At 61.4% G+C, this 19836-nt stretch carries 17 protein-coding genes and 1 other RNA gene; 11 read left to right on the forward strand and 7 right to left on the reverse strand.

Annotation, left to right across the window (positions count from 1 at the left end):
* Positions 1-6: 6 nt before the first annotated feature.
* Both ACZ5VE_RS04780 and ACZ5VE_RS04785 read left to right on the forward strand, forming a co-directional pair.
* Complete coding sequence (locus tag ACZ5VE_RS04780) at positions 7-1320, forward strand: BaiN/RdsA family NAD(P)/FAD-dependent oxidoreductase (RefSeq protein WP_464456903.1); 1314 nt, start codon at positions 7-9, stop codon at positions 1318-1320.
* Between the two features lie 84 nt (positions 1321-1404).
* On the forward strand, positions 1405-1698 hold the full coding sequence (locus ACZ5VE_RS04785) for a hypothetical protein (protein ID WP_464456904.1): 294 nt from the start codon (positions 1405-1407) through the stop codon (positions 1696-1698).
* Between the two features lie 295 nt (positions 1699-1993).
* On the opposite strand, the gene ffs is transcribed toward ACZ5VE_RS04785, so the two are convergent.
* An RNA gene (gene ffs / locus ACZ5VE_RS04790) (signal recognition particle sRNA small type) lies at positions 1994-2090 on the reverse strand.
* Positions 2091-2243: 153 nt separating this feature from the next.
* On the opposite strand from ffs, the gene dnaX reads away from it, so the two are divergent.
* The 4 genes from dnaX to ACZ5VE_RS04810 all read left to right on the forward strand — a co-directional run bounded on the left by dnaX (position 2244) and on the right by ACZ5VE_RS04810 (position 6405).
* Positions 2244-4226, forward strand: a complete 1983-nt coding sequence (gene dnaX / locus ACZ5VE_RS04795; protein WP_464456905.1) for a DNA polymerase III subunit gamma/tau — start codon at positions 2244-2246, stop codon at positions 4224-4226.
* Between the two features lie 43 nt (positions 4227-4269).
* Positions 4270-4593 carry a YbaB/EbfC family nucleoid-associated protein gene (locus ACZ5VE_RS04800; RefSeq protein ID WP_464456906.1) on the forward strand — a complete coding sequence of 108 codons (324 nt, stop codon included), beginning with the start codon at positions 4270-4272 and terminating at the stop codon, positions 4591-4593.
* Between the two features lie 17 nt (positions 4594-4610).
* On the forward strand, positions 4611-5201 hold the full coding sequence (gene recR, locus ACZ5VE_RS04805) for a recombination mediator RecR (RefSeq protein ID WP_464456907.1): 591 nt from the start codon (positions 4611-4613) through the stop codon (positions 5199-5201).
* A 163-nt stretch (positions 5202-5364) separates the two neighbouring features.
* Positions 5365-6405, forward strand: a complete 1041-nt coding sequence (locus ACZ5VE_RS04810) for an ABC transporter substrate-binding protein (protein ID WP_464456908.1) — start codon at positions 5365-5367, stop codon at positions 6403-6405.
* A 29-nt stretch (positions 6406-6434) separates the two neighbouring features.
* Here ACZ5VE_RS04810 and ACZ5VE_RS04815 read toward each other — a convergent pair whose 3' ends face one another.
* Together ACZ5VE_RS04815 and gloB are read right to left on the reverse strand one after the other, a co-directional pair.
* Entirely contained in the window at positions 6435-7979 is a 1545-nt protein-coding gene (locus ACZ5VE_RS04815) for a transglycosylase SLT domain-containing protein (protein WP_464457440.1), read from the reverse strand.
* Positions 7980-8005: 26 nt separating this feature from the next.
* Positions 8006-8776, reverse strand: coding sequence for a hydroxyacylglutathione hydrolase (gene gloB / locus ACZ5VE_RS04820; protein WP_464456909.1), 771 nt, complete (start codon positions 8774-8776; stop codon positions 8006-8008).
* A gap of 64 nt (positions 8777-8840) precedes the next feature.
* Between gloB and ACZ5VE_RS04825 the strand changes: the two genes are divergently transcribed.
* The 4 genes from ACZ5VE_RS04825 (at position 8841) to ACZ5VE_RS04840 (ending at position 14635) form a co-directional block, all read left to right on the forward strand.
* Positions 8841-9599, forward strand: coding sequence for a class I SAM-dependent methyltransferase (locus tag ACZ5VE_RS04825; RefSeq protein WP_464456910.1), 759 nt, complete (start codon positions 8841-8843; stop codon positions 9597-9599).
* A complete protein-coding gene (gene rnhA, locus ACZ5VE_RS04830; RefSeq protein WP_464456911.1) occupies positions 9586-10035 on the forward strand; it encodes a ribonuclease HI in 450 nt (149 codons plus the stop codon). Before ACZ5VE_RS04825 ends, rnhA begins: the two co-directional genes overlap by 14 nt.
* A 150-nt stretch (positions 10036-10185) precedes the next feature.
* Complete coding sequence (locus ACZ5VE_RS04835; protein ID WP_464456912.1) at positions 10186-11556, forward strand: efflux RND transporter periplasmic adaptor subunit; 1371 nt, start codon at positions 10186-10188, stop codon at positions 11554-11556.
* The gene (locus tag ACZ5VE_RS04840; RefSeq protein ID WP_464456913.1) at positions 11543-14635 is read left to right on the forward strand and encodes an efflux RND transporter permease subunit; all 3093 of its coding nucleotides are present in this window, start codon (positions 11543-11545) and stop codon (positions 14633-14635) included. The genes ACZ5VE_RS04835 and ACZ5VE_RS04840 overlap by 14 nt, the downstream gene beginning before the upstream one ends.
* 105 nt (positions 14636-14740) lie before the next feature.
* Here the strand turns inward: ACZ5VE_RS04840 and moeA are convergent, their stop codons facing one another.
* The 3 genes from moeA to moaA are packed head-to-tail and all read right to left on the reverse strand — an operon-like array spanning position 14741 to position 17834.
* Positions 14741-16033 (reverse strand): molybdopterin molybdotransferase MoeA, encoded by a 1293-nt coding sequence (gene moeA, locus ACZ5VE_RS04845; RefSeq protein WP_464456914.1) that lies wholly within the window; start codon positions 16031-16033, stop codon positions 14741-14743.
* A 32-nt stretch (positions 16034-16065) separates the two neighbouring features.
* A complete protein-coding gene (gene mobA, locus ACZ5VE_RS04850; RefSeq protein ID WP_464456915.1) occupies positions 16066-16686 on the reverse strand; it encodes a molybdenum cofactor guanylyltransferase MobA in 621 nt (206 codons plus the stop codon).
* Between the two features lie 5 nt (positions 16687-16691).
* The gene (gene moaA, locus ACZ5VE_RS04855) at positions 16692-17834 is read right to left on the reverse strand and encodes a GTP 3',8-cyclase MoaA (protein ID WP_464456916.1); all 1143 of its coding nucleotides are present in this window, start codon (positions 17832-17834) and stop codon (positions 16692-16694) included.
* Positions 17835-17991: 157 nt separating this feature from the next.
* Between moaA and ppa the strand changes: the two genes are divergently transcribed.
* Positions 17992-18522, forward strand: a complete 531-nt coding sequence (gene ppa, locus ACZ5VE_RS04860; RefSeq protein ID WP_464456917.1) for an inorganic diphosphatase — start codon at positions 17992-17994, stop codon at positions 18520-18522.
* Positions 18523-18630: 108 nt separating this feature from the next.
* Here ppa and ACZ5VE_RS04865 read toward each other — a convergent pair whose 3' ends face one another.
* The gene (locus ACZ5VE_RS04865) at positions 18631-19836 is read right to left on the reverse strand and encodes a GNAT family N-acetyltransferase (protein ID WP_464456918.1); all 1206 of its coding nucleotides are present in this window, start codon (positions 19834-19836) and stop codon (positions 18631-18633) included.

Below are 19836 nucleotides of genomic sequence, written 5' to 3' on the forward strand. Positions count from 1 at the left end.
CCATCCATGACTTTATCTTCGCCCACTTCAGTTCTTTCCGATTCTTCTGCGCTCGACATCGATGTGGCCATTGTGGGCGGAGGACCGGCCGGACTGATGGCTGCAGACGTGCTGTCGCAGGCAGGTGTCGCCGTTCACTTGTTTGATGCCATGCCCTCTGTGGGCCGTAAATTTTTGTTAGCGGGCAAAGGGGGCTTGAACCTCACCCATACCGAAGCGTCTGATGTGTTCCGTGCCCGCTATGGCGAACGGCAAACCCAGGTGGGGTCATGGCTTGACCAAATGGACGCACAAGCCGTTCGGGATTGGGCCAAGGGCCTTGGGGTGGACACGTTTGTGGGGACGTCTGGTCGGGTGTTTCCTCAAGAAATGAAGGCGGCACCTTTGCTCAGGGCCTGGCTGCAACGTTTGAGGCATCCGGTCTCAGGTGTGCCTGTGCAGTTTCACATGCGCCACCGCTGGCAAGGCTGGGCGGGTGACCATCTGGTTTTTCAGCCCACAGGCCATGTGGGTGTGACCCGGGTGCATGCCCGTGCCACCTTGTTGGCGTTGGGTGGGGCCAGTTGGCCCCGTTTGGGTTCTGATGGCGCGTGGGCACCCGTGCTGGCCGATCAGGGTGTGCGCATTGCGCCTCTTAAACCCGCCAATTGCGGATTCGATGTTCTCGGGCGAGAGGGGCAAGGTTGGACCGAGCACTTTCGCAGCCGGTATGCAGGGCATCCGCTCAAGTCGGTTGCGCTCAAGGTCGGCGCAGTTACGGGTGCCGGTGCCCAAGTTGGCGAGCCTCGGTTTGATCGCAAAGGTGAATTCGTCATCACCGATACGGGGGTGGAAGGCAGCCTGATTTATGCCGCTTCGGCTTGGTTGCGCGATGATTTGGCCCAAGGGGCGGCCAGCTTGACGCTGGATTTGCTGCCTGACAAATCACTGGAACAGGTGCGTTCTGAAGTGCGCTGGCCCCGGGGCAGCCGGAGTTTGTCCAGCCATCTGAAAAGCCGTTTGGGGGTAGATGGCGTGAAGATGGGGCTTTTGTATGAGCTTTGCTCGCCCGACACTTTGGCCAATCCGGATGCCTTGGCGGCCAGTTTGAAGCATTTGTCTGTGCCACTCAAAAGCCCCAGACCTGTGGACGAGGCGATCAGCACGGCTGGCGGCGTCGTTTTAGAGGACTTAAGTTCTGACTTGATGTTGTCCAAGCGCCCCGGGGTGTATTGCGCAGGTGAGATGTTGGATTGGGAAGCCCCAACAGGCGGGTACTTGTTGACCGCTTGTTTGGCCAGTGGTTGGCGTGCTGGCCAAGGTATTTTGGCAAATTTGTAACAATTTTTTTACAAATGGTGTATTCCTGCTGGGCATGTGCTGCGTTGTTGTCATGTGAATAACTTCATCCATAACGAGGTCGACATGACTCCAGAAGCTTCCCAGGAATACCAGCGCGCCGTTGAAGAGGCCGCCAACGCCTTCATGAAAGTGATGGCATTGCGTGGTTTCAACGTGCGTGACTACCCCCAGAATTTTGTGGCCCAAATGGCTGCCCAAACACGTCTGGCCTTTGAAACCAACCGAGCTGGGGCGCACAAAAACGCCGATGCGCTGGTTTCCGAATTGCTGCGCGCAGCGCCAACAGCGCCTCAGTTGGTCAGCTCCACCAAAGTCAAACCCTTGCCTTTTCCTTCGCTGCGCCGTCGCATGGCCTGATTGGCATGCCGAGGGCAAGCCAGCCCCTCGGTGGTCTGCGTGTCCGTCATCCAGACCAGATGCTTGCTATCAATTGACTGCGTCAACGGGCGGTGTCGTGTGTTGGAGGGATAAAGCACACGCACACTCCCGGGATTGGTGCCTTGATCCCGGGGCGGGCTTGCCCGGTGGGCGTGAATCGACGCAGATCCATTCCCCGACAATGATGCAATGTATTTGAGTTGCCCAAAACAGTGTTTGAGCTTGGGGCATTTCATGACCAACTGGGTTGTCGGTCATCGAAACATCGATGTAAGTTGACGAGCCTTGACCCCGGCACTGGCTCCACAGTTAGGGCTGCTTGGTTCCCCACCTGACCCGGTTGGCCGCTTCACCATGCGGGAAGGCCCGTCGGGATCGATTGTAGGCGAGCTTGGCGGTGCTTTTCAGCCCGTACCTGTTTTTTCCTGTTTGACAGAAGCTCAATCGGTCAGCTTGACCGATTGCATGCGACTTGCCAAAACAAGCCTCAAAGAGTGCCTCGCCAGCCCGATAGAATCAAGCCCATGTCTTACCTTGTCCTCGCGCGCAAATACCGCCCCCGCAATTTCACCGAAATGGTGGGGCAAGAGCATGTCGTGCAGGCTTTGACCAACGCCTTGGTGCAGCAGCGCTTGCACCATGCCTACCTGTTCACCGGCACCCGAGGGGTGGGCAAAACCACCGTTTCGCGCATTTTGGCCAAATCGCTCAACTGCCAAGGGGCGGACGGGCAGGGCGGCATCACCGCCGAGCCGTGTGGTGTTTGCCAAGCTTGCCGCGACATCGATGCGGGCCGTTTTGTGGATTACACCGAGTTGGATGCGGCCTCGAACCGGGGCGTGGACGAGGTGCAGAGCCTGCTGGAACAGGCGGTTTACAAACCGGTGCAAGGGCGTTTCAAGGTCTTCATGATCGACGAGGTGCACATGCTCACCAACACCGCGTTCAACGCGATGTTGAAGACGCTGGAAGAGCCCCCTGAATATTTGAAGTTCGTGCTGGCCACGACAGACCCGCAAAAAGTGCCGGTGACGGTGCTGTCGCGCTGTTTGCAATTCAATTTGCGGCCAATGGCCCCTGAGACGGTGTTTGAGCACCTGACCCAGGTGCTGGCCGCCGAGCAGTTGAGTGCCGAGCCTTTGGCCTTGCGCCTTCTGGCCCGTGCCGCCCGTGGCTCCATGCGCGACGCCTTGAGCCTGACCGATCAGGCCATTGCCTTTGGCAACGGGTTGGTGCAAGAAGCCGGTGTGCGCCAGATGCTGGGCAGTGTGGACCGCAGCCATGTGTTGCAAATGATCCGGGCGCTGACCGATGGCGATGGCGCTGCCGTGGTGGCCCAGGTCAATGCCTTGCGCTTGCAAGGCGTGTCGGCAGCCGCCACGCTGGAAGACATGGCCATGTTGCTGCAGCGCATGGCCGTGATGCAGATGGTGCCGAGCATGGCGCAAGACGGCGACGATCCCGACACCCAGGGCTTGGCCGATCTGGCCCAGGCCATGCCTGCGGAAGAAACCCAGTTGCTGTACAGCCTGTGTCTGCATGGGCGCACCGAGCTGGGTCTCGCGCCAGACGAATATGCAGCCCTGACCATGGTGCTGCTGCGCCTGCTGGCTTTCAAACCCCAAGCGGGATCGGCTGAAAAAAAAAGCCCGCGAATCAGCCCCCAACCAGTAGCTGAAACGTCTGCGCCAGCGCGAACCTCCGTCGCTGCACCTGCCCCCCCCCCTGTGACGGCGCCTGCCGCAGTTGGGGGATCGACCGATGCTTCGTCTCGGGTGGTCTCGTCCATGCCCACTGCAGCGGCCCCTGTGGTGTTGCCCGTGATGGCGGCAACACCGCCAGAGACGCTTGGCATACCTGCAGCACCGTCGCCAGACCGCACGGCCGAACCAACGGCGGCAACCGCCCGCATTCCTGACAACCATCCCGCGGCGGAGCCGCTCCCTTGGGAGGACTGGCCCGATACGACCGATCACGCCAATCCGGATTCACCGGTCACGGCTTCATGGCCAACAGAAGCCCCCGCGCCCGCGTTGCGTTCTTTGCCGGTGCGCGAGGCGTCCGAGCCTTCAGCACGGGTGGATGTGCCTCGGCAGAGTCCCCCGGCGGAGGTGCAAGCCACGCCCGAAGGCGATGTCTGGCTGGACGTGGTGCAAGGCCTGATGGCGCAAGAGGCCATCACCGCTTTGGTCCGTGAGTTGGCGTTGCAGTCGCAATTGCTGGCCCGTGACGCTGACCAATGGCAGTTGCGGGTAGAGCGCGAGACGCTGAACCATGCAGCAAGCCGTGAGCGTTTGCAAGCCGCGTTGATGGCCGCAGGCCATGGCGATGTCAAATTGCACATTGAAGTCGGTCCGGTCACCGACAGCCCGGCCAAGCGCTTGGCTGTACTGGCCGCCGCCAAAATGGTGGCGGCTCAAGAGTTGATTCAGAACGACCCGCTGGTGCAGGCCATGGTGCGTGATTTTGGTGCCCGAATCGTTCCCGGCAGCATCCAGCTGATTTGATGATCCCCCAATACCCTTCATATACCCTCTAAAGGAAACCCCCATGTTCAACAAAGGACAACTCGCTGGCTTGATGAAACAAGCCCAAGCCATGCAGGACAACCTCAAAAAAGCCCAGGACGAGCTGGCTTTTGTCGAGGTGGAAGGCCAATCCGGCTCCGGCATGGTCAAGGTCTTGATGACCTGCAAGCACAATGTGCGCCGCATCACCATCGACCCCAGCTTGCTGGCCGATGACAAAGACATGCTGGAAGACCTGGTGGCCGCCGCCTTCAATGACGCCGTGCGCATGGCCGAAGAAGTGTCTCAACAAAAAATGGGCAAGCTGACCGCCGGTTTGCCGCCTGGCATGAAGCTGCCTTTCTGATCGATTGATCCTCCAACATGGCCGACACACACGCACTTGCCACTTTGGTTCAGGCCCTCAAGGGCTTGCCGGGGGTGGGCATCAAGTCGGCCCAACGCATGGCGTTTCAGTTGCTGCAAAACGACCGTGCCACAGCGCGTCAGCTGGCAGCGGCTTTGCAAAATGCGGTGGAAAAAATTCAGCATTGCGAGTGCTGCCACACCTTCACCGAAGCCGAGTTGTGCGACACCTGTCTGGATTTGACGCGTGACCGCACCCTGCTGTGCGTGATCGAGACACCGGCCGACCAGTCGGCCATTGAGCGCACCGGCACTTACCGGGGCCTGTATTTCGTGCTGATGGGCAAGCTCAGCCCGCTCGACGGCATCGGCCCACACGACATTGGGCTGGCCAAGCTCAAGAAACGGGTGGGCGATGGCGTGTTGACCGAAGTGATTTTGGCAACCAACTTCACAGCCGAGGGTGAGGCGACGGCGCATGTGATTTCGGAAATGATCCGCCAGCAAGGCCTCAAGGTCACCCGTCTGGCGCGCGGCGTGCCTGCAGGCAGTGAGCTGGAATATGTGGACTTGGGCACCATTGCCCATGCCTTGGTCGACCGCCGCTGAAGCCACGCAGGCTTTGTCGACCCAGGCTTCAGCTTGGCCTTGTCCTGTCAACTACCTGCAATCCATTACGTGAAAACCCGCTCGGGATGATTCCCGATGCGCCAAGGCCTGCTTGTGCCTATGCTGAAGGCATCGAATTTCCGATGTGCACTGGAGCCAGCTTGTGTCCTACGTCATTTGGCGGCGACGTTCAGTTTTGCTGGCGGCCATGGCCGCTGTGGCCAAGCCGTCGCTGTCGTTGGCTGCAGTGGACCCTTTGCGCGGTGCTCCCCGTGTCACCATCGCTTTGGCGGCCAGGCAGAGCCTCTACCACTTGCCGTTGACTTTGGCCGAACACCTGGGGTATTTCAGGCAAGCGGGTATTGCTGTGGAGTGGTTGGCCCACGAGTCGGGGGCCAAGGCCTTGGGCAGTGCTTTGCAGGGGCAGGCCGATGTGGTTGCTGGCGCGTTTGAGCATTTGTTTGGCTTGCAACACAAAGGCTTGAATTACCAGGCGTTTGTTCAGATGGGGCGGACACCGCAGGTCAGTCTGGGTGTGGCATCGCGGCTTGATCTGCGTTCGGTGATGGGGCTCAAGGGTGCCCGGTTGGGCATCACTTCGCTGGATTCCAGCACCTATTGGATGGCCTGCCAATGGCTTTTACAAAATGGCCTGTTGCCCGAAGACGTGGTTTTTGTCGAGGTGGGCTCCTCTGCTGCGGTGGTGGATGCCTTGCGCAACGGCGCGATCGATGCCCTTTGCAATCCCGACCCCGTCATGCACTGGCTGGAACAAAAAAATGAAATCCGGGTGATGGGGGAGGCGCGCACGCTGATCTCCACCCGCAAGCTGATGGGCGGTCAGGTGCCGGGTGCTTGTTTGTTTGCGCGGGCTGATTTTTTGCAGCGGCAGTCTGATGTGGCGCAGGCTTTGACCGATGCCGTGGTGCATGCCCTCAAGTGGTTGCAAACGGCAGGTTTGACCGACATTTTGAAGACGGTCCCTGCCCAGCATTGGCTGGGCGACCGGGCCATTTACCTCGGGGCGTTTGAAAAATTGCGCGAATCGTACGCGCTGGATGGCCTGATCTCGGGCGATGCTGTGTTGAACGCCTTGCGGGCCCATGCCCGTTTGCCGGGCCCTTTGGGGGGGGCACGCTTGCCAGTGGCGCGAACCTACACGAACACGTTCGCAGCGAAATCCAAAAGCCGTTTTACCGCTTGAGTATGCCGATGGACTGGCCCAAACCGGGTTCAGCGTTTGGGCTTGGGCGCTTTTTTGCGAGTGGAGGATGCGGCTTTCGGGGCTGCTGAGTGGCTGGGCGGCGTGGACCGGGCGACCCGGCGCGAGCCTTGGGATGGCACCAAAATGGTCAAAGTCTGACCAGCCGTCAAGTGCGCGCCAGTTTTGAGCTTGTTCCAAGTGGCCATGTTGGCTTCAGACACGCCGTGCCTTGCGGCCAAACTGGCCAAAGAGTCGTTTTTACGAGCCTGGACCGAAATTCTTCTGAGGACCACTTCGGGCGCTAGCCCCAGTTGTCCGTTGTCGGCCAGATGTTCCGTGACGTCGTTGTCAAGGCGTCCTTTGCGGTGGACCAGCAAGGTGGAGCCTGCCGTGATCATCATTCGAAGCGGGATGTTGTTGACGGCGCGCAGTTGCTCAACAGGCATGTCCAGCTGCTGCGCCACCTCTTCGGGCTTCATGGTCCGGGGGGCCTGCCAGGCGGTCCATGTGGCCAAAGGCCGGTTGGCATGGGCTTGCAAGTTGCGCTCAAAAATCGTGGCGTTGTCCCAAGGCAGCAAAATTTGCGGCGTGCCTGCCGCCAGGATCACCGGACGGTTCATGGACGGGTTGAGTGCCTTGAAGTCCTCCAGGCTGACGGTCGCCAATTTGACGGCCACAGCCACGTCGATGTCCCTTTCAATCGGCACGCTTTTGAAATAGGGGTGGTTCTGGATCAGGGGCAGCTGGGTTCGGAACGCCTCGGGTTGGGCCACGATGTTTTTGACCGCTTGCAGCTTGGGCACGTAGTAGCGGGTTTCGTTGGGCATGTTCAAGTCGCTGTAGGTCAGCGGCTTGCCTTGGGCTTTGTTGCGGGCCAAAGCACGGCCCACGCTGCCTTCGCCCCAGTTGTAGGCGGCCAAGGCCAGGTGCCAGTCACCAAACATGCCATAGAGTTTTTGCAGGTAATCCAGCGCTGCGCGCGTGGATTCGAGCACATCCCGGCGGTCATCGCGAAACAGGTTTTGCTTCAGGTCGAAAAACTTGCCCGTGGCGGGCATGAATTGCCACATGCCTGCCGCTTTGGCACTGGACACCGCTTGGGGGTTGAAGGCCGATTCGATGAACGGCAACAAGGCCAACTCGGTTGGCATGTTGCGCCTCTCGAGCTCTTCCACCACATGGAAAAGGTAAGGCCGTGAGCGCTCGGTCATGCGCAGAATGTAGTCAGGGCGACTGGCATACCACTGTTCACGGTTGCGCACGAAGTCGTCGTCCAGGTCGGGCATGGCAAAGCCACGTCGAATCCGCTCCCACACATCGGTGGGTGGCGTGAGCCCCATGTTGCTGTGTGGCTTGAGTGAGACCGGCCGTTCCTCGGTGCTGGAGGCGGCGGGTTCGGCGGGGGGCGTTTTGGGGCCAGCGCTCACGGACGGCGGCACCGTTGCGTGCGGATTCGGGGGAGCGCTGGGTGTTGATGTCGGGCTGGTGGCACAGCCGCCCAACAGCAAGGCCATGCCGACACAGACCGCAGCTGTCCAGGTCCGCCCCGCGCTAAAAAGCGGGGCAGTGTTCATCGCGCAATGCTTGGCAAGTGTGTTCATCAAAATTCGTTTTTCCATGTGCGAAGAGCGGCAAAGGTCGTGACGTCGTCGAGGGCACGGGCATTGCGCTGCTTGACCGCGGCGGACACAGCTGTGCTGCGGCTGCGCAAAAAAGGGTTGATCGCCCGCTCGGTAGACAGCGCGACGGGCAAGGTGGGTTGCTTGTCTTGTCGCAAGGCCGTGCAGGCCTGCGCGTAGGTGTGCAATTCGCGGTTGTCGGGGTCGACCGCCAGGGCAAATTTCAGATTCGACAGGGTGTATTCGTGGGCGCAGCAGACACGGGTGTCATCGGGCAGGGCAGCCAAACGGTCCAGCGAATCGAGCATTTGGGCCGGGGTGCCCTCAAACAGGCGGCCGCAGCCACCTGAAAACAAGGTGTCACCACAAAAGAGAAGCGGGGCTTGTCCTGCGGGGTGTGCCCAAAAAGCAATGTGCCCCAGGGTGTGCCCGGGCACTTCGTGGACGTCAAAGCGCAGGCCATGCCAGTCCAGACGGTCCCCCTGTTGCAAGCCCTGCGACTTGACCGGCATTTTTTCCATGGCCGGGCCCACGACCCGCGCACCGGTGCTGGCGACCAACTCGGGCAGACCGCCGGTGTGGTCGGCATGGTGGTGCGTGACTAGAATCATGTCCAGCTGCAAGCCCGGGTGCTGCTGCAACCAGGCCAGCACAGGTGCACTGTCCCCGGGGTCTACCACCAGTGCGTGGTGGTCATCGTGCAACAACCAGATGTAGTTGTCGTTGAAGGCGGGCAGTGCAATGAGTTTCATGGAGAGTCAGATTATAGAAAGCAAGCATTCATGTGGGGCTTGGTTGACCGATTTGGGTCAGCCGGTGGCTTCACGTTTGTTGGCCTGGGAGCAGCAGCAGGCCGATGCGTTGCTGGCCGATGTGTTTGGTTACCACGCAGTGCAACTGGGCTGGCCCGATTTGCAGGCTTTGCGCAACAACCGAATGCCGCACCGCTGGATGGCCCAGGCCGAGTTTGAGTCTGAATTGCCGATGTCCGGGCAAGCCTGTTCGCCTGATGTGTGTCTCGACAGCCGTGCCTGGCCATGGCCCGCAGACAGTCTGGATCTGGTGGTTTTGCCCCATGCCTTGGAACGTTCTGCCGATCCGCACGCTTGTTTGCGTGAGGTCGAACGGGTGTTGATTCCGGAAGGTCAGGTCTTGATCACGGGGCTCAACCCCTGGAGTTGGTGGGGCGTGCAGCAATCGCGTGCACAGCGAAGGCACGGCCTGCATGACCAAGTGCACCCCTCCTTGATCGCTTATCGGCGTTTGCGTGACTGGCTGCGTTTGCTCGGTTTTGAGGTCCAGGTCAGCCGTTTTGGGGGCTGGACCCCCGCCTTGGGCAGTGAACGCTGGATGCAACGGCTGAGCTGGATGGATGTGGCCGGCGAGCGCTGGTGGCCCATTTTGGGCGGTGTTTACCTGTTGATGGCGACAAAAAGAGTGCCCGGTGGGCGCTTGATCAACGGTCGGCGCTGGCGCACGGTACGATCGCCCGCTGCAGCGACCGCGCCCATTGCCCGGTCAGACACCTTCACTGGCCGCAAGGCGGCATCGAAAGACATTGTTGAACCACGTTGAAATCCATACCGATGGCGCCTGCAAAGGCAATCCGGGGCCCGGCGGCTGGGGCGTTCGCCTGCAGTCGGGCCAGCATGTGCAAGAGCTGTTTGGTGGCGAGCTGAACACCACCAACAACCGGATGGAGATGACGGCGGTCCTTGAAGGCCTCATGGCCTTGAAGCGCCCTTGTCAGGTCACGCTGTACCTGGACAGCGAATATGTGCGCAAAGGCATCACCGAGTGGATTCATGGCTGGAAAGCCCGTGGTTGGCGCACGGCAGCCAAACAGCCCGTCAAAAATGCCGATCTGTGGCAAAAATTGGACACTGTTGTGTCTACTTCGGGACACCAAATTGACTGGCGCTGGGTCAAGGGCCACAACGGCGACCCGGGCAACGAAAGGGCCGATGCGCTGGCCAATCAAGGCGTGGACAAAGCCTTGGGTCGTGGATGACCGGGTGCCCGGCGAGCCTTGTCTTGCCGGTCTGCACGCGCAGTCTTTTTGAAATCCACAAATGCTTGCGGTTTGTCCCATTGGGCAAATCAGGTCGCGCTGTTACATTTTGGCAGTCTTGGTGAATTCAACCTAAAAAGAGATCTTTGAATGGCTTACAAGAAGAAATACGCCGTGATGGCGTTGGTGGGTGTTTGCGCTGCATCGGGCGTGGCGTGGTGGGCTCAAAACAGATCAGCGCCATCGGGCGATGCCGCCAAGCCCGCTGTTTCGGCAGCCCCCGGCGCAGGCGCTGCCGCAGGGCCTGCCAAAGCCCCCGCGGTGGAGGTGGCCAAGGTGGAAACCATGACCCTGGTCGATGAAACCCAGGCGGTGGGCAGCCTGCGTTCCCGTCAAGGTGTGATGTTGCGCCCGGAGGTGGGTGGGCGCGTCAAGCAAATTTTCTTTAACGATGGCCAGCGCGTGCGCAAAGGCCAGGTGATGGTCCAGTTTGAGGACCAGCTCCAGGTGGCCCAGTTGTCCCAGGCCAAGGCCGAGCTGTCGATCGCCGAGGCGAACCACAAGCGCAACCAGGAATTGGTGACGCAAAATTTCATCAGCAAGCGTTCGCTCGACGAAAGCGGTGCTGCACTCGAGGTCTCCCGCGCCAGATTGGCGCTGGCCGATGCCACTTTGCAGCGCCTGAAGGTGTTGGCTCCGTTTGATGGCATCACGGGCCTCAAGCAGATCAACGTGGGCGATTACCTGAAAGACGGCGCGGACATGGTCAACGTCGAAGACATCGATGCCGTGCTGCTCGACTTCCGTTTGCCTGAGCGTTTCCAGGCCAAGATCCGCGCTGGACAAAAAGCGCAGTTGACGGTTGATGCCTTGCCTGGCCGTCCGTTCAGCGCCGTCGTGCAGGCCGTGGACCCCTTGATTGAGGCCAATGGTCGATCGGTGGGCGTGCGCGGGTGTATTGACAACCGCCAGCAGCAACTGCGCCCGGGCATGTTTGCCCGTGTGAATGCGGTGTTTGGCGCCCGCGAAAACGCCATGGTGATTCCTGAAGAAGCCATCATCCCGCAGGGTGGGCGCACCTTTGTGGTCAAAGTGGTGGCGGGCGAGAAGCCTGACACCCTGGTTTCCGAGCGCGTGGCCGTCAAAGTTGGTTTGCGTCAACCGGGCAAGGTCGAGATCGTGGAAGGTCTGACCGCTGGAGACACGGTGGTCACTGCGGGTCACCAGCGCTTGCAAAAAGACGGCACCACGGTGCGTGTTGTGGACTTGTCTCAGCCGGCTGGCGGACGGCCTGCCGGAGGTCCTGGACAGGCGGGTGCGCCTGCCGGGGGCGCTTCTGCTGCCGCCGGATCGGCTGGTGCTGGTGCTGCACCGCAAGGCCCTAATCAAGGTGCAAATCAAGGCGCGAATCAAGGCACGAAGAGCCCCGCATCGGCCGCGACCAAGCCAGGAGCGCCAGCCAAAAACGTCGCTTTGACAGGCCCCAACCCTTGCCTGAGGGGTGCCGATGCAGCTCGCTGAAACTTCTGTCCGGCGGCCGGTTTTGGCCGTGGTGATGTCTTTGCTGATCTTGCTCATTGGCGCGGTCAGCTTCAAAAGTCTGTCGCTGCGCGAGTACCCCAAGATCGATGAACCCACGGTGACTGTGACCACCCGCTATGTGGGCGCCTCGGCCGAGGTGATCGAGTCGCAGGTGACCAAACCGCTGGAAGATTCGATTGCGGGCATTGACGCGGTGGATGTCATCACCTCCATCAGCCGTGCCGAGCAGTCGCAGATCACGGTGCGCTTTCGCCTTGAAAAAGACGCCGACACGGCGGCGGCCGAGGTGCGTGACCGCACTTCGCGGGTGCGCAACCGTTTGCCGCAAGCCATCGAAGAGCCGGTCATTGCCAAAGTCGAGGCCGATGCCTTTCCGGTGATCTGGCTGGCTTTTTCCAGCGACACGCTGAACCCATTGCAGATCAACGATCTGGTCAACCGCATCGTCAAACCCCGTTTGCAAACCGTGACGGGTGTGGCCGATGTGCGCATTTACGGTGAGCGCAAATACGCCATGCTGGTGTCGCTGGACCATGCGCGGCTGTCGTCTTTCAAGCTCACGCCGCAAGATGTGGAAGACGCCATCCGGCGCAGTAACCTGGAGTTGCCAGCGGGCCGGATCGAGTCGACCAACCGCGAGTTCAGTGTGTCTTCGCAGACCGATTTGACCCGTCCGGGCCAATTTGGCGACATTGTCATTCGCAACGTGAATGGCTTTTCGGTCAAGCTGCGCGATGTTGCGCAAATCAAGGAAGACGCCGCCAATGACCGCAGTTTGGTGCGCTTGAATGGGCAGTCCGCCATTTCGGCCGGTGTGATCCGCCAGGCCACGGCCAACCCGCTGGAGCTGTCACAGGGCGTTCGCGACATGATTCCGCGCCTGAAAGCCGACTTGCCCGGTGACATCTCCATTGATGTGGCCAACGACAACTCGGTGTTCATTGACCGCTCGGTCAAGAACGTGTTCCAGACCATTGTGGAAGCGGTGGTTTTGGTGGCGCTGGTGATTTTTGTTTTCCTGCGCACCATCCGTGCGTCGATCATCCCGATCATCACCATCCCGGTCAGCTTGATTGGCGCTTTTGCCATGATGGCTTTGGCCGGCTTCACCATCAACACCCTGACTTTGCTGGCGCTGGTCTTGGCCATTGGCTTGGTGGTGGACGATGCCATTGTGGTGCTGGAGAACATTTACCGGCACATTGAAGAAGGTCTGGACCCGTTTTCTGCCGCCATCAAAGGCGTGCGCGAAATCGGTTTCGCCGTGGTGGCCATGACCATGACCTTGGCCGCGGTGTTTGCGCCTTTGGCCTTCACGCCGGGCCGCACTGGCAAGCTGTTTGGCGAGTTTGCGCTGGCCTTGGCCGGTGCGGTGGTTGTCTCCGGGTTTGTTGCGCTGACGCTCTCGCCCATGCTCAGCTCTAAGCTGCTGCGCCACAACCCCAACCCCAGCTGGTTTGACCGCAACATGGAGCGTTGGCTGACCGCCTTGTCGAACGGCTATGAAAACCTGCTGCGCCTGATTTTGACGCGCGCTCGTTGGGCGGTGGTGTTGGTCATGGTCGGTTCGGGCGTCGGCATTGCGTTGATTTACCCGACCATGAAGCAAGAGTTGGCACCGCTGGAGGACCGTGGAACGATCCTGGCGACGATCAACGCGCCCGACGGCTCCACACTCGAGTACACCGACCGTTATGCCCGTTCGCTGGAAAAATTCGGCCAAGCCTACCCTGAGTTCGACCGCATTTTTGCCAACATGGGCAACCCCACGGTAGGCCAGGGTTCGGTGGTTTACCGAGCGGTGGACTGGGACGCACGCCAGCGCACCACGCTCGAAATCGCCCGTGAAATGGGTGCCAAGTTCAACAGCCTGCCGGGTATCAACGCGTTCCCGATCACGCCGCCCTCTTTGGGGCAGGGTTTCCGTGAGCGCCCGCTGAACTTCGTGATCCAGACCTCAGACAGTTACCAGAACCTGAACCTGCTGACCCGTCAGATGATGGATGAGATCGCCAAGAACCCGGGCATCTTGTCGCCCGATGTGGACTTGCGGCTGAACAAACCCGAGTTGCGGGTGGAGGTCGACCGCGTCAAAGCCGCCGAGCTGGGCGTCAGCATCGAAGTGGTGGCCCGGACCATCGAAACCATGCTGGGCGGCCGTGTGGTGACCCGTTACAAACGCGATGCCGAGCAATACGACGTGATTGTGCAAACCCTGGCCTCCAGCCGGAACACGCCGGACGACATCGACGTGATCCAGGTGCGTGGCCGCAATGACACCATGATCCCGCTGTCCAGCTTGGTGAAAGTGCGCGAAAGCGTGTCGCCGCGAGAGTTGAACCACTTTGGTCAGCGCCGCTCGGTGTCGATCACGGCCAACCTGGCCCCCGACTACTCGCTGGGCGAAGCCCTGAAGTTCATGGACGAGACGGCCGCCAAAGTGCTCAAGCCGGGTTACACCACTGAGCTGAATGGCACTTCGCGCGAATTCAAAAGCTCACAAGGGGCTTTGGTGATTGTGTTTGTGCTGGCGCTGTTCTTCATCTTCTTGGTGTTGGCGGCCCAGTTCGAGAGCTTCATCGACCCGTTTGTGATCATGCTGTCGGTGCCGCTGTCCATGATTGGTGCGCTCTTGGCGCTCAAGTTCACAGGCGGATCGCTCAACGTGTATTCGCAAATTGGCTTGATCACCTTGGTGGGCCTGATCACCAAGCACGGCATTTTGATCGTGGAGTTCACCAACCAGTTGCGCGAGCAAGGCCTGGCCATGCAAGAGGCGTTGATCAAGGCCTCGGGTCAGCGCTTGCGCCCGATTTTGATGACTACTGGCGCCATGGTGCTGGGCGCCGTGCCGCTGGCCTTGGCCAAAGGCGCTGGCGCTGAAAGCCGCACGCAAATCGGCTGGGTCATTGTGGGCGGCATGAGCCTTGGTACTTTGCTGGCCATCTTTGTGGTGCCCACCATGTACTCGTTGCTGGCGCGCAAGGCGGTGCCGGGGCCAAACAAGGCAGTGGCACACGACGAGCCTGTGGCTGAGGGCCATTCATCCGCGCATTGAGTCTTTGGGGGCGCTGATTCGCGAGCAGCGGCAGCCCCCCAAGTTGGGATGTCTTTGCCCTTGTGGGAGGCTGCCCCTGCGGCCGAATGTGGGTGTTGGCGTGCCTCAAAGATGCCCTTCAAACATCATCACATCCACCTCGTCGCCCACCGCCACGTTGCCTTGGCTGTGGCCCAGCACGATGAGGCCGTTGGCCTGCACCATCGAGCTCAGCACGCCCGAGCCCTGGTTGCCAGTGATGCGCACTTGCAATTCGCCCGCCGCGTTGGTGCTGACGATGCCGCGCTGGTATTCGGTGCGGCCGGGTTTTTTGCGCAGGGCTTCCAAGCTTTTGGCCTTGAGCAGGGGCAGTGGCGGCGCTTGCCAGCCCATCAGGCCTTGCAGCGCCGGCCGCACAAAGGCGGCAAAGGTGACCATGACGGCCACCGGGTTGCCGGGTAAACCAAACAAGACCGCAGAGCGCTCGCCCTGGTTGATGCGGCCCACGGCCATCGGCCTGCCGGGCCGCATGGCGATGCGCCAGAAGGCCACGTCACCGAGTTTTTTCATCATGGCTTTGGTGTAGTCGGCTTCGCCCACGCTCACTCCGCCGCTGGTGATGATGGCGTCGGCCTGGGCGGCCGCTGTGCGAAACGCGGCTTCCAGGGCGGCCGGGTCGTCGCGCACCACGCCCATGTCGATCAGCTCGCAGCCCAGTTGCTGCACCATGCCCGCCACGGTGTAGCGGTTGCTGTCGTAGACCGCGCCTTCGCGGGGCGTTTCACCCAGGCTCAGGATTTCGTCGCCGGTTGAAAAGTAGGCCACTTTGGGCCTGCGCCAGACTTGGGCGTTGGGCAAGCCCAGGCTGGCCAGCAGGCCGCAGGCGGCGGGGTTCAGGCGTGTGCCTGCGCGCAGGGCAGGCTGCCCCGCCATCAGGTCTTCGCCCAACAGACGGCGGTTGTCGCCCGCTTGCAGCAGGCCGGGCGCCATCTCAATCCTGTCGCCATCGACTTTCACCAGCTCTTGTGGGGCCACGGTGTCCAGGCCCGCAGGCATGATGGCCCCGGTCATGATGCGCACGCATTCGCCCGGGCCCACCGCGCCTTGCCAGGCCGCGCCCGCGAGGGCCGTGCCCACCACTTTGAACTGACCGGGCTGGTGGGCCGGCAAGTCGGCACCGCGCAGGGCATAGCCGTCCATGGCCGAGTTGTCGTGCGGTGGCACGCTGATGGGTGAGACCACGTCGTGCGCCAGGATGCGGCCGTGGGCTTGCATGAGGGCCACGGTTTCGGCCTCGCGCACCGGCTGCACCAGCTGGGCCAGAAAATCGTTCACATGGCGGGCTGACAGGGCCTGCGGGTCGTAGCCTTGCAGGCGCTCGGCGATGTCCTGGAGGGAAGAAGACGGGGGCGTGGTCATGGTGGGCACTGCCAGACAAGGGCAGGAAAAATTCAGAGGGCTTCGAGTTGCTGGAGTTCGGCCAGCGTGTTGGCGTTGGCGAATGCGTGGGTGCTGTCGCCGGGCAAGTCAAACGGGACGATGGCACAGCGGTGCTGGCCGGTCCAGGCGTCGATCTTGCGGCCGCCTTGGTGGGTGAATTGGACCAGGCTGTCCAGCAATTCGGTTTTGAGCAGGCAAAACACGGGCTGGGGCCGCACCGTGCCGTCGGCTTCGGGTGCGGCGGCCATGGCCAGGTCGGCGTTTTGGGCGATCAGGGCGGCGTGCAGGCGCTCGGCCAGATCGAGCGGGAACAGCGGCGTGTCGCAAGGCACGGTCAACAGCAACGGGGTTTCGCAGCGCTCCAGCCCGGTCAGGAACCCGGCCAGTGGCCCGGCAAAGCCGTCGATGCTGTCGGGCCAGACCGGCACGCCCAGCGATTCGTAGGCCGACAGGTTGCGGTTGGCGTTGATGAGCACCTCTTGCAGCGGCAGGCTTTGCAGCTGCAGGCGCATCAGGGTTTGCAGGGCCAGGGGCAGGCCGCGAAAGTTTTGCAGGCCCTTGTCGGTGCCGCCCATGCGCGAGCCGCGACCGCCCGAGAGGATCAGGCCGGTGATGCCGGGATTGTGGTTCATGGCCTTCAGCCTCCGATGTAGCTCATCTCGACCCGGCGGCCAGGGCCGCTGGCGGTGTCGGGGCCGCGCAGGCTGCGCAGGCGCGAATATTGGTCGGTGCGCCCGCGCCAGATGGCGTCCACGGTCTGGGCCAGGTCGGTGTCAGAGCGGGCCGGGTCGCGCAGGAGTTGGCGCAGGTCGTAGCCCTGGCTGGCAAACAGGCACAGGTACAGGCGGCCTTCGGTCGACAAGCGGGCGCGGTTGCAGTCGCCGCAAAACGCCTGGGTCACGCTGCTGATGACGCCGACTTCACCCAGTGCCAGGTCGTATTCACCTTGGGCGTTGGCGTAGCCCCAGCGTTCGGCGGTCTCGCCGGGGGCAGCGGGGTCGAGTTGCACCAGCGGCAGCTCGGTTTGCAGGCGGCGGATCACGTCGGCGCTGGGCAGCACTTCGTCCATGCACCAGCCATTGGTCGCGCCCACGTCCATGTACTCGATGAAGCGAAGTACGATGCCCGTGCCCCGGAAATGCCGGGCCATGGGCAGGATTTCGTGGTCGTTGGTGCCGCGCTTGACGACCATGTTGACCTTGATCGGCCCCAGGCCCGCCGCTTGGGCCGCTTCGATGCCAGCCAGCACATCGGCCACCGGAAAGTCCACGTCGTTCATGCGGCGGAAAACCGCGTCATCCAGCCCGTCCAGGCTCACCGTCACGCGTTGCAGTCCGGCGTCCTTGAGGCTTTGGGCCTTGCGCGCCAGCAGCGAGCCGTTGGTGGTCAGTGTCAGATCAAGCGGCTGGCCGTCGGGGGTGCGCAGCGCGGCAAGCTGCGCGATCAGGATTTCGATGTTCTTGCGCAGCAGGGGCTCACCGCCCGTCAGGCGGATTTTGCGCACGCCCCGGCCCACAAACACGGTGGCGATGCGGGTGATTTCCTCAAAGCTCAGCAGGTGGCTGTGGGGCAGGTAGGCGTAGTCTTTGTCAAAGACTTCCTTGGGCATGCAATAGCTGCACCTGAAGTTGCACCGGTCCGTCACGCTGATGCGCAAATCGGTCAGCGGCCGGCGCAGGCCGTCCAGGGGCAGGGCACTGAGGTCTTGCGCCCCGGACAGGGCAGGCAAAGGCAGGCTAGGGTGGCGCTGGTCAACCAGCTCAATGACGCGTTCAGACATGGGGAGCGATTGTGCCCGAGTGCTTGCGGGCGTGGGGCATTGGGGTCAAGCGGAGGGCGCATGAGTGACCCGTCAAGCTTTCGCAAGCCCTGTGAAAGTAAAATCGGGGTTAATCCCTAGCGATTGACATTTCTTTCAACTTTTCCAACGAGACACCATGTCCCTGAACAAAGTCACCCCTGGCAACAAAGTCCCCGATGCATTCAACGTGATCATCGAGATCCCGATGAACTCCGATCCCGTGAAGTACGAAGTCGACAAAGAGTCTGGCGCTTTGTTTGTGGACCGTTTCATGGGCACCGCCATGCACTACCCGACCAACTACGGTTATGTGCCCCAGACCATTGCCGGTGATGGCGACCCTGTGGACGTGCTGGTGATGACACCTTTCCCGCTGCCCCCAGGCGTGGTCGTGCCTTGCCGCGCCATTGGCATCTTGCTGATGGAAGACGAAGGCGGCATGGACGGCAAGGTGTTGGCTGTGCCGACCGAAAAGATTCTGGCCAGCTACGCCAAGATCAAGTCGCTGGACGACATCCATGAGCTGCAGCTCAAGCAGATTGCCCACTTTTTCGAGCACTACAAAGACCTTGAAAAAGGCAAGTGGGTCAAGGTCAAGGGCTGGGAAGGCGTCGAGTCGGCCGCCAAGGAAATCATGGACGGCATCGCCAACTACAACAAGGCCTGATCGCCTGTCTCAGAGGCTTGCTGGGCAAGCCACTGAAACCTCAAACGCCTGCCTGGTTTCCGCCACGCAGGCGTTTTTCATGGGGTTGATGAGGGTAGGTCGTGGGCTTCAGCCCCGACTTTCAGTGCCCGATTTGGCTTTCAGTGGCGAGTGTTGGTGCAGGGCGTCCATGTAATTGTCAATGCCTGCTTTTTCGCGCTCCAGATACCGTGCCACGGCCTCTGAAAACGCCGGGTGTGCCAGCCAGTGGGCGCTGTGTGTGGGGGTGGGCAGCAAGGCGCGGGCCATTTTGTGTTCGCCCTGGGCACCGCCTTCAAAGCGTTGCAGGCCATTGGCGATGCACCATGCGATCGGCTGGTAATAGCAGGCCTCAAAGTGCAGGCAGTCCACCCGCTCCAGCGCCCCCCAGTAGCGGCCATAGCCCACTTCGGCTTGGCCTTGGGCATCTAGGTGCAGCCCGATCAGGCTGATGCCGATGGCATGCCCCCCGCGCTCGGCCACAAACAACAGCCAGTTGGGGGCCATGTCGCGGCGCATGGCTTCGAAAAACGCAGGGGTCAGGTAAGGCGCGTTGCCGTGTTCCCAATAGGTTTGCTGGTAGCAGCGCAGCAGCAGGGCCCAGTCGGCGTCGTCCATGTCCGGGCCACGCACGGCGCGAAAGCTGACACCTGCCTCGTGCACCTTGCGGCGTTCCTGGCGGATCTTTTTACGTTTTTCCTGGGTCAAACTGCCCAAAAAATCATCAAAATCCCGCCAGCCCAGGTTTTGCCAGTGAAACTGAACCTGGCCGCGCTGCAGCAAACCGGCTTGTTCGCAGACCTGAAGGTCTTGCGGGCTGGCAAACAAGATGTGCAAGGACGGAATGTCGTTCGTTTGGCAAAGCTCGAGCAAACGGGCCAGCAGGGCATGGCGGGCGGCATCGGACTCGGCCAGCAGGCGGCTGCCGGGCACGGGGGTAAAAGGCGAGGCCACCAGCGCTTTGGGGTAATAGGCCAGGCCGTGGCGCTCGTAGGCATCGGCCCAGGCGTGGTCGAACACATACTCGCCGCGTGAATGGGTCTTGAGGTAGAGCGGACACGCTGCCGCCAAAGCCGGGCCATCGGGGGTGTCGCGCCAAAGGCTGACCACTTGCAGCGTCCAGCCGGTGTCGGGCGTGGCCGATTGGCTGGTCTGCATGGCCGACAAATAGGCATGCTGCATGAAGGGGCTTGGCGCGTCTTGCTTGGCGAGCAAGTCGTCCCAGGCCCGGGGCTCGATGCCGCCCAAGTCATCCTGCACCCGGGTGACATAATTCAAGCTCACATTTTCCAGCAC

The sequence above is a fragment of the Limnohabitans sp. INBF003 genome, from assembly GCF_055396645.1.

What these genes read in the sequence shown, in the direction of transcription:
- ACZ5VE_RS04780 (WP_464456903.1), top strand. Translation starts at nt 7, where the DNA reads ATGACTTTATCTTCGCCCACTTCAGTTCTTTCCGATTCTTCTGCGCTC.
- ppa (WP_464456917.1), top strand. Translation starts at nt 17,992, where the DNA reads ATGTCCCTGAACAAAGTCACCCCTGGCAACAAAGTCCCCGATGCATTC.
- recR (WP_464456907.1), top strand. Translation starts at nt 4,611, where the DNA reads ATGGCCGACACACACGCACTTGCCACTTTGGTTCAGGCCCTCAAGGGC.
- moeA (WP_464456914.1), bottom strand. Translation starts at nt 16,033, where the DNA reads ATGACCACGCCCCCGTCTTCTTCCCTCCAGGACATCGCCGAGCGCCTG.
- ACZ5VE_RS04835 (WP_464456912.1), top strand. Translation starts at nt 10,186, where the DNA reads ATGGCTTACAAGAAGAAATACGCCGTGATGGCGTTGGTGGGTGTTTGC.
- ACZ5VE_RS04785 (WP_464456904.1), top strand. Translation starts at nt 1,405, where the DNA reads ATGACTCCAGAAGCTTCCCAGGAATACCAGCGCGCCGTTGAAGAGGCC.
- mobA (WP_464456915.1), bottom strand. Translation starts at nt 16,686, where the DNA reads ATGAACCACAATCCCGGCATCACCGGCCTGATCCTCTCGGGCGGTCGC.
- ACZ5VE_RS04815 (WP_464457440.1), bottom strand. Translation starts at nt 7,979, where the DNA reads ATGAACACTGCCCCGCTTTTTAGCGCGGGGCGGACCTGGACAGCTGCG.
- moaA (WP_464456916.1), bottom strand. Translation starts at nt 17,834, where the DNA reads ATGTCTGAACGCGTCATTGAGCTGGTTGACCAGCGCCACCCTAGCCTG.
- dnaX (WP_464456905.1), top strand. Translation starts at nt 2,244, where the DNA reads ATGTCTTACCTTGTCCTCGCGCGCAAATACCGCCCCCGCAATTTCACC.
- ACZ5VE_RS04800 (WP_464456906.1), top strand. Translation starts at nt 4,270, where the DNA reads ATGTTCAACAAAGGACAACTCGCTGGCTTGATGAAACAAGCCCAAGCC.
- ACZ5VE_RS04840 (WP_464456913.1), top strand. Translation starts at nt 11,543, where the DNA reads ATGCAGCTCGCTGAAACTTCTGTCCGGCGGCCGGTTTTGGCCGTGGTG.
- gloB (WP_464456909.1), bottom strand. Translation starts at nt 8,776, where the DNA reads ATGAAACTCATTGCACTGCCCGCCTTCAACGACAACTACATCTGGTTG.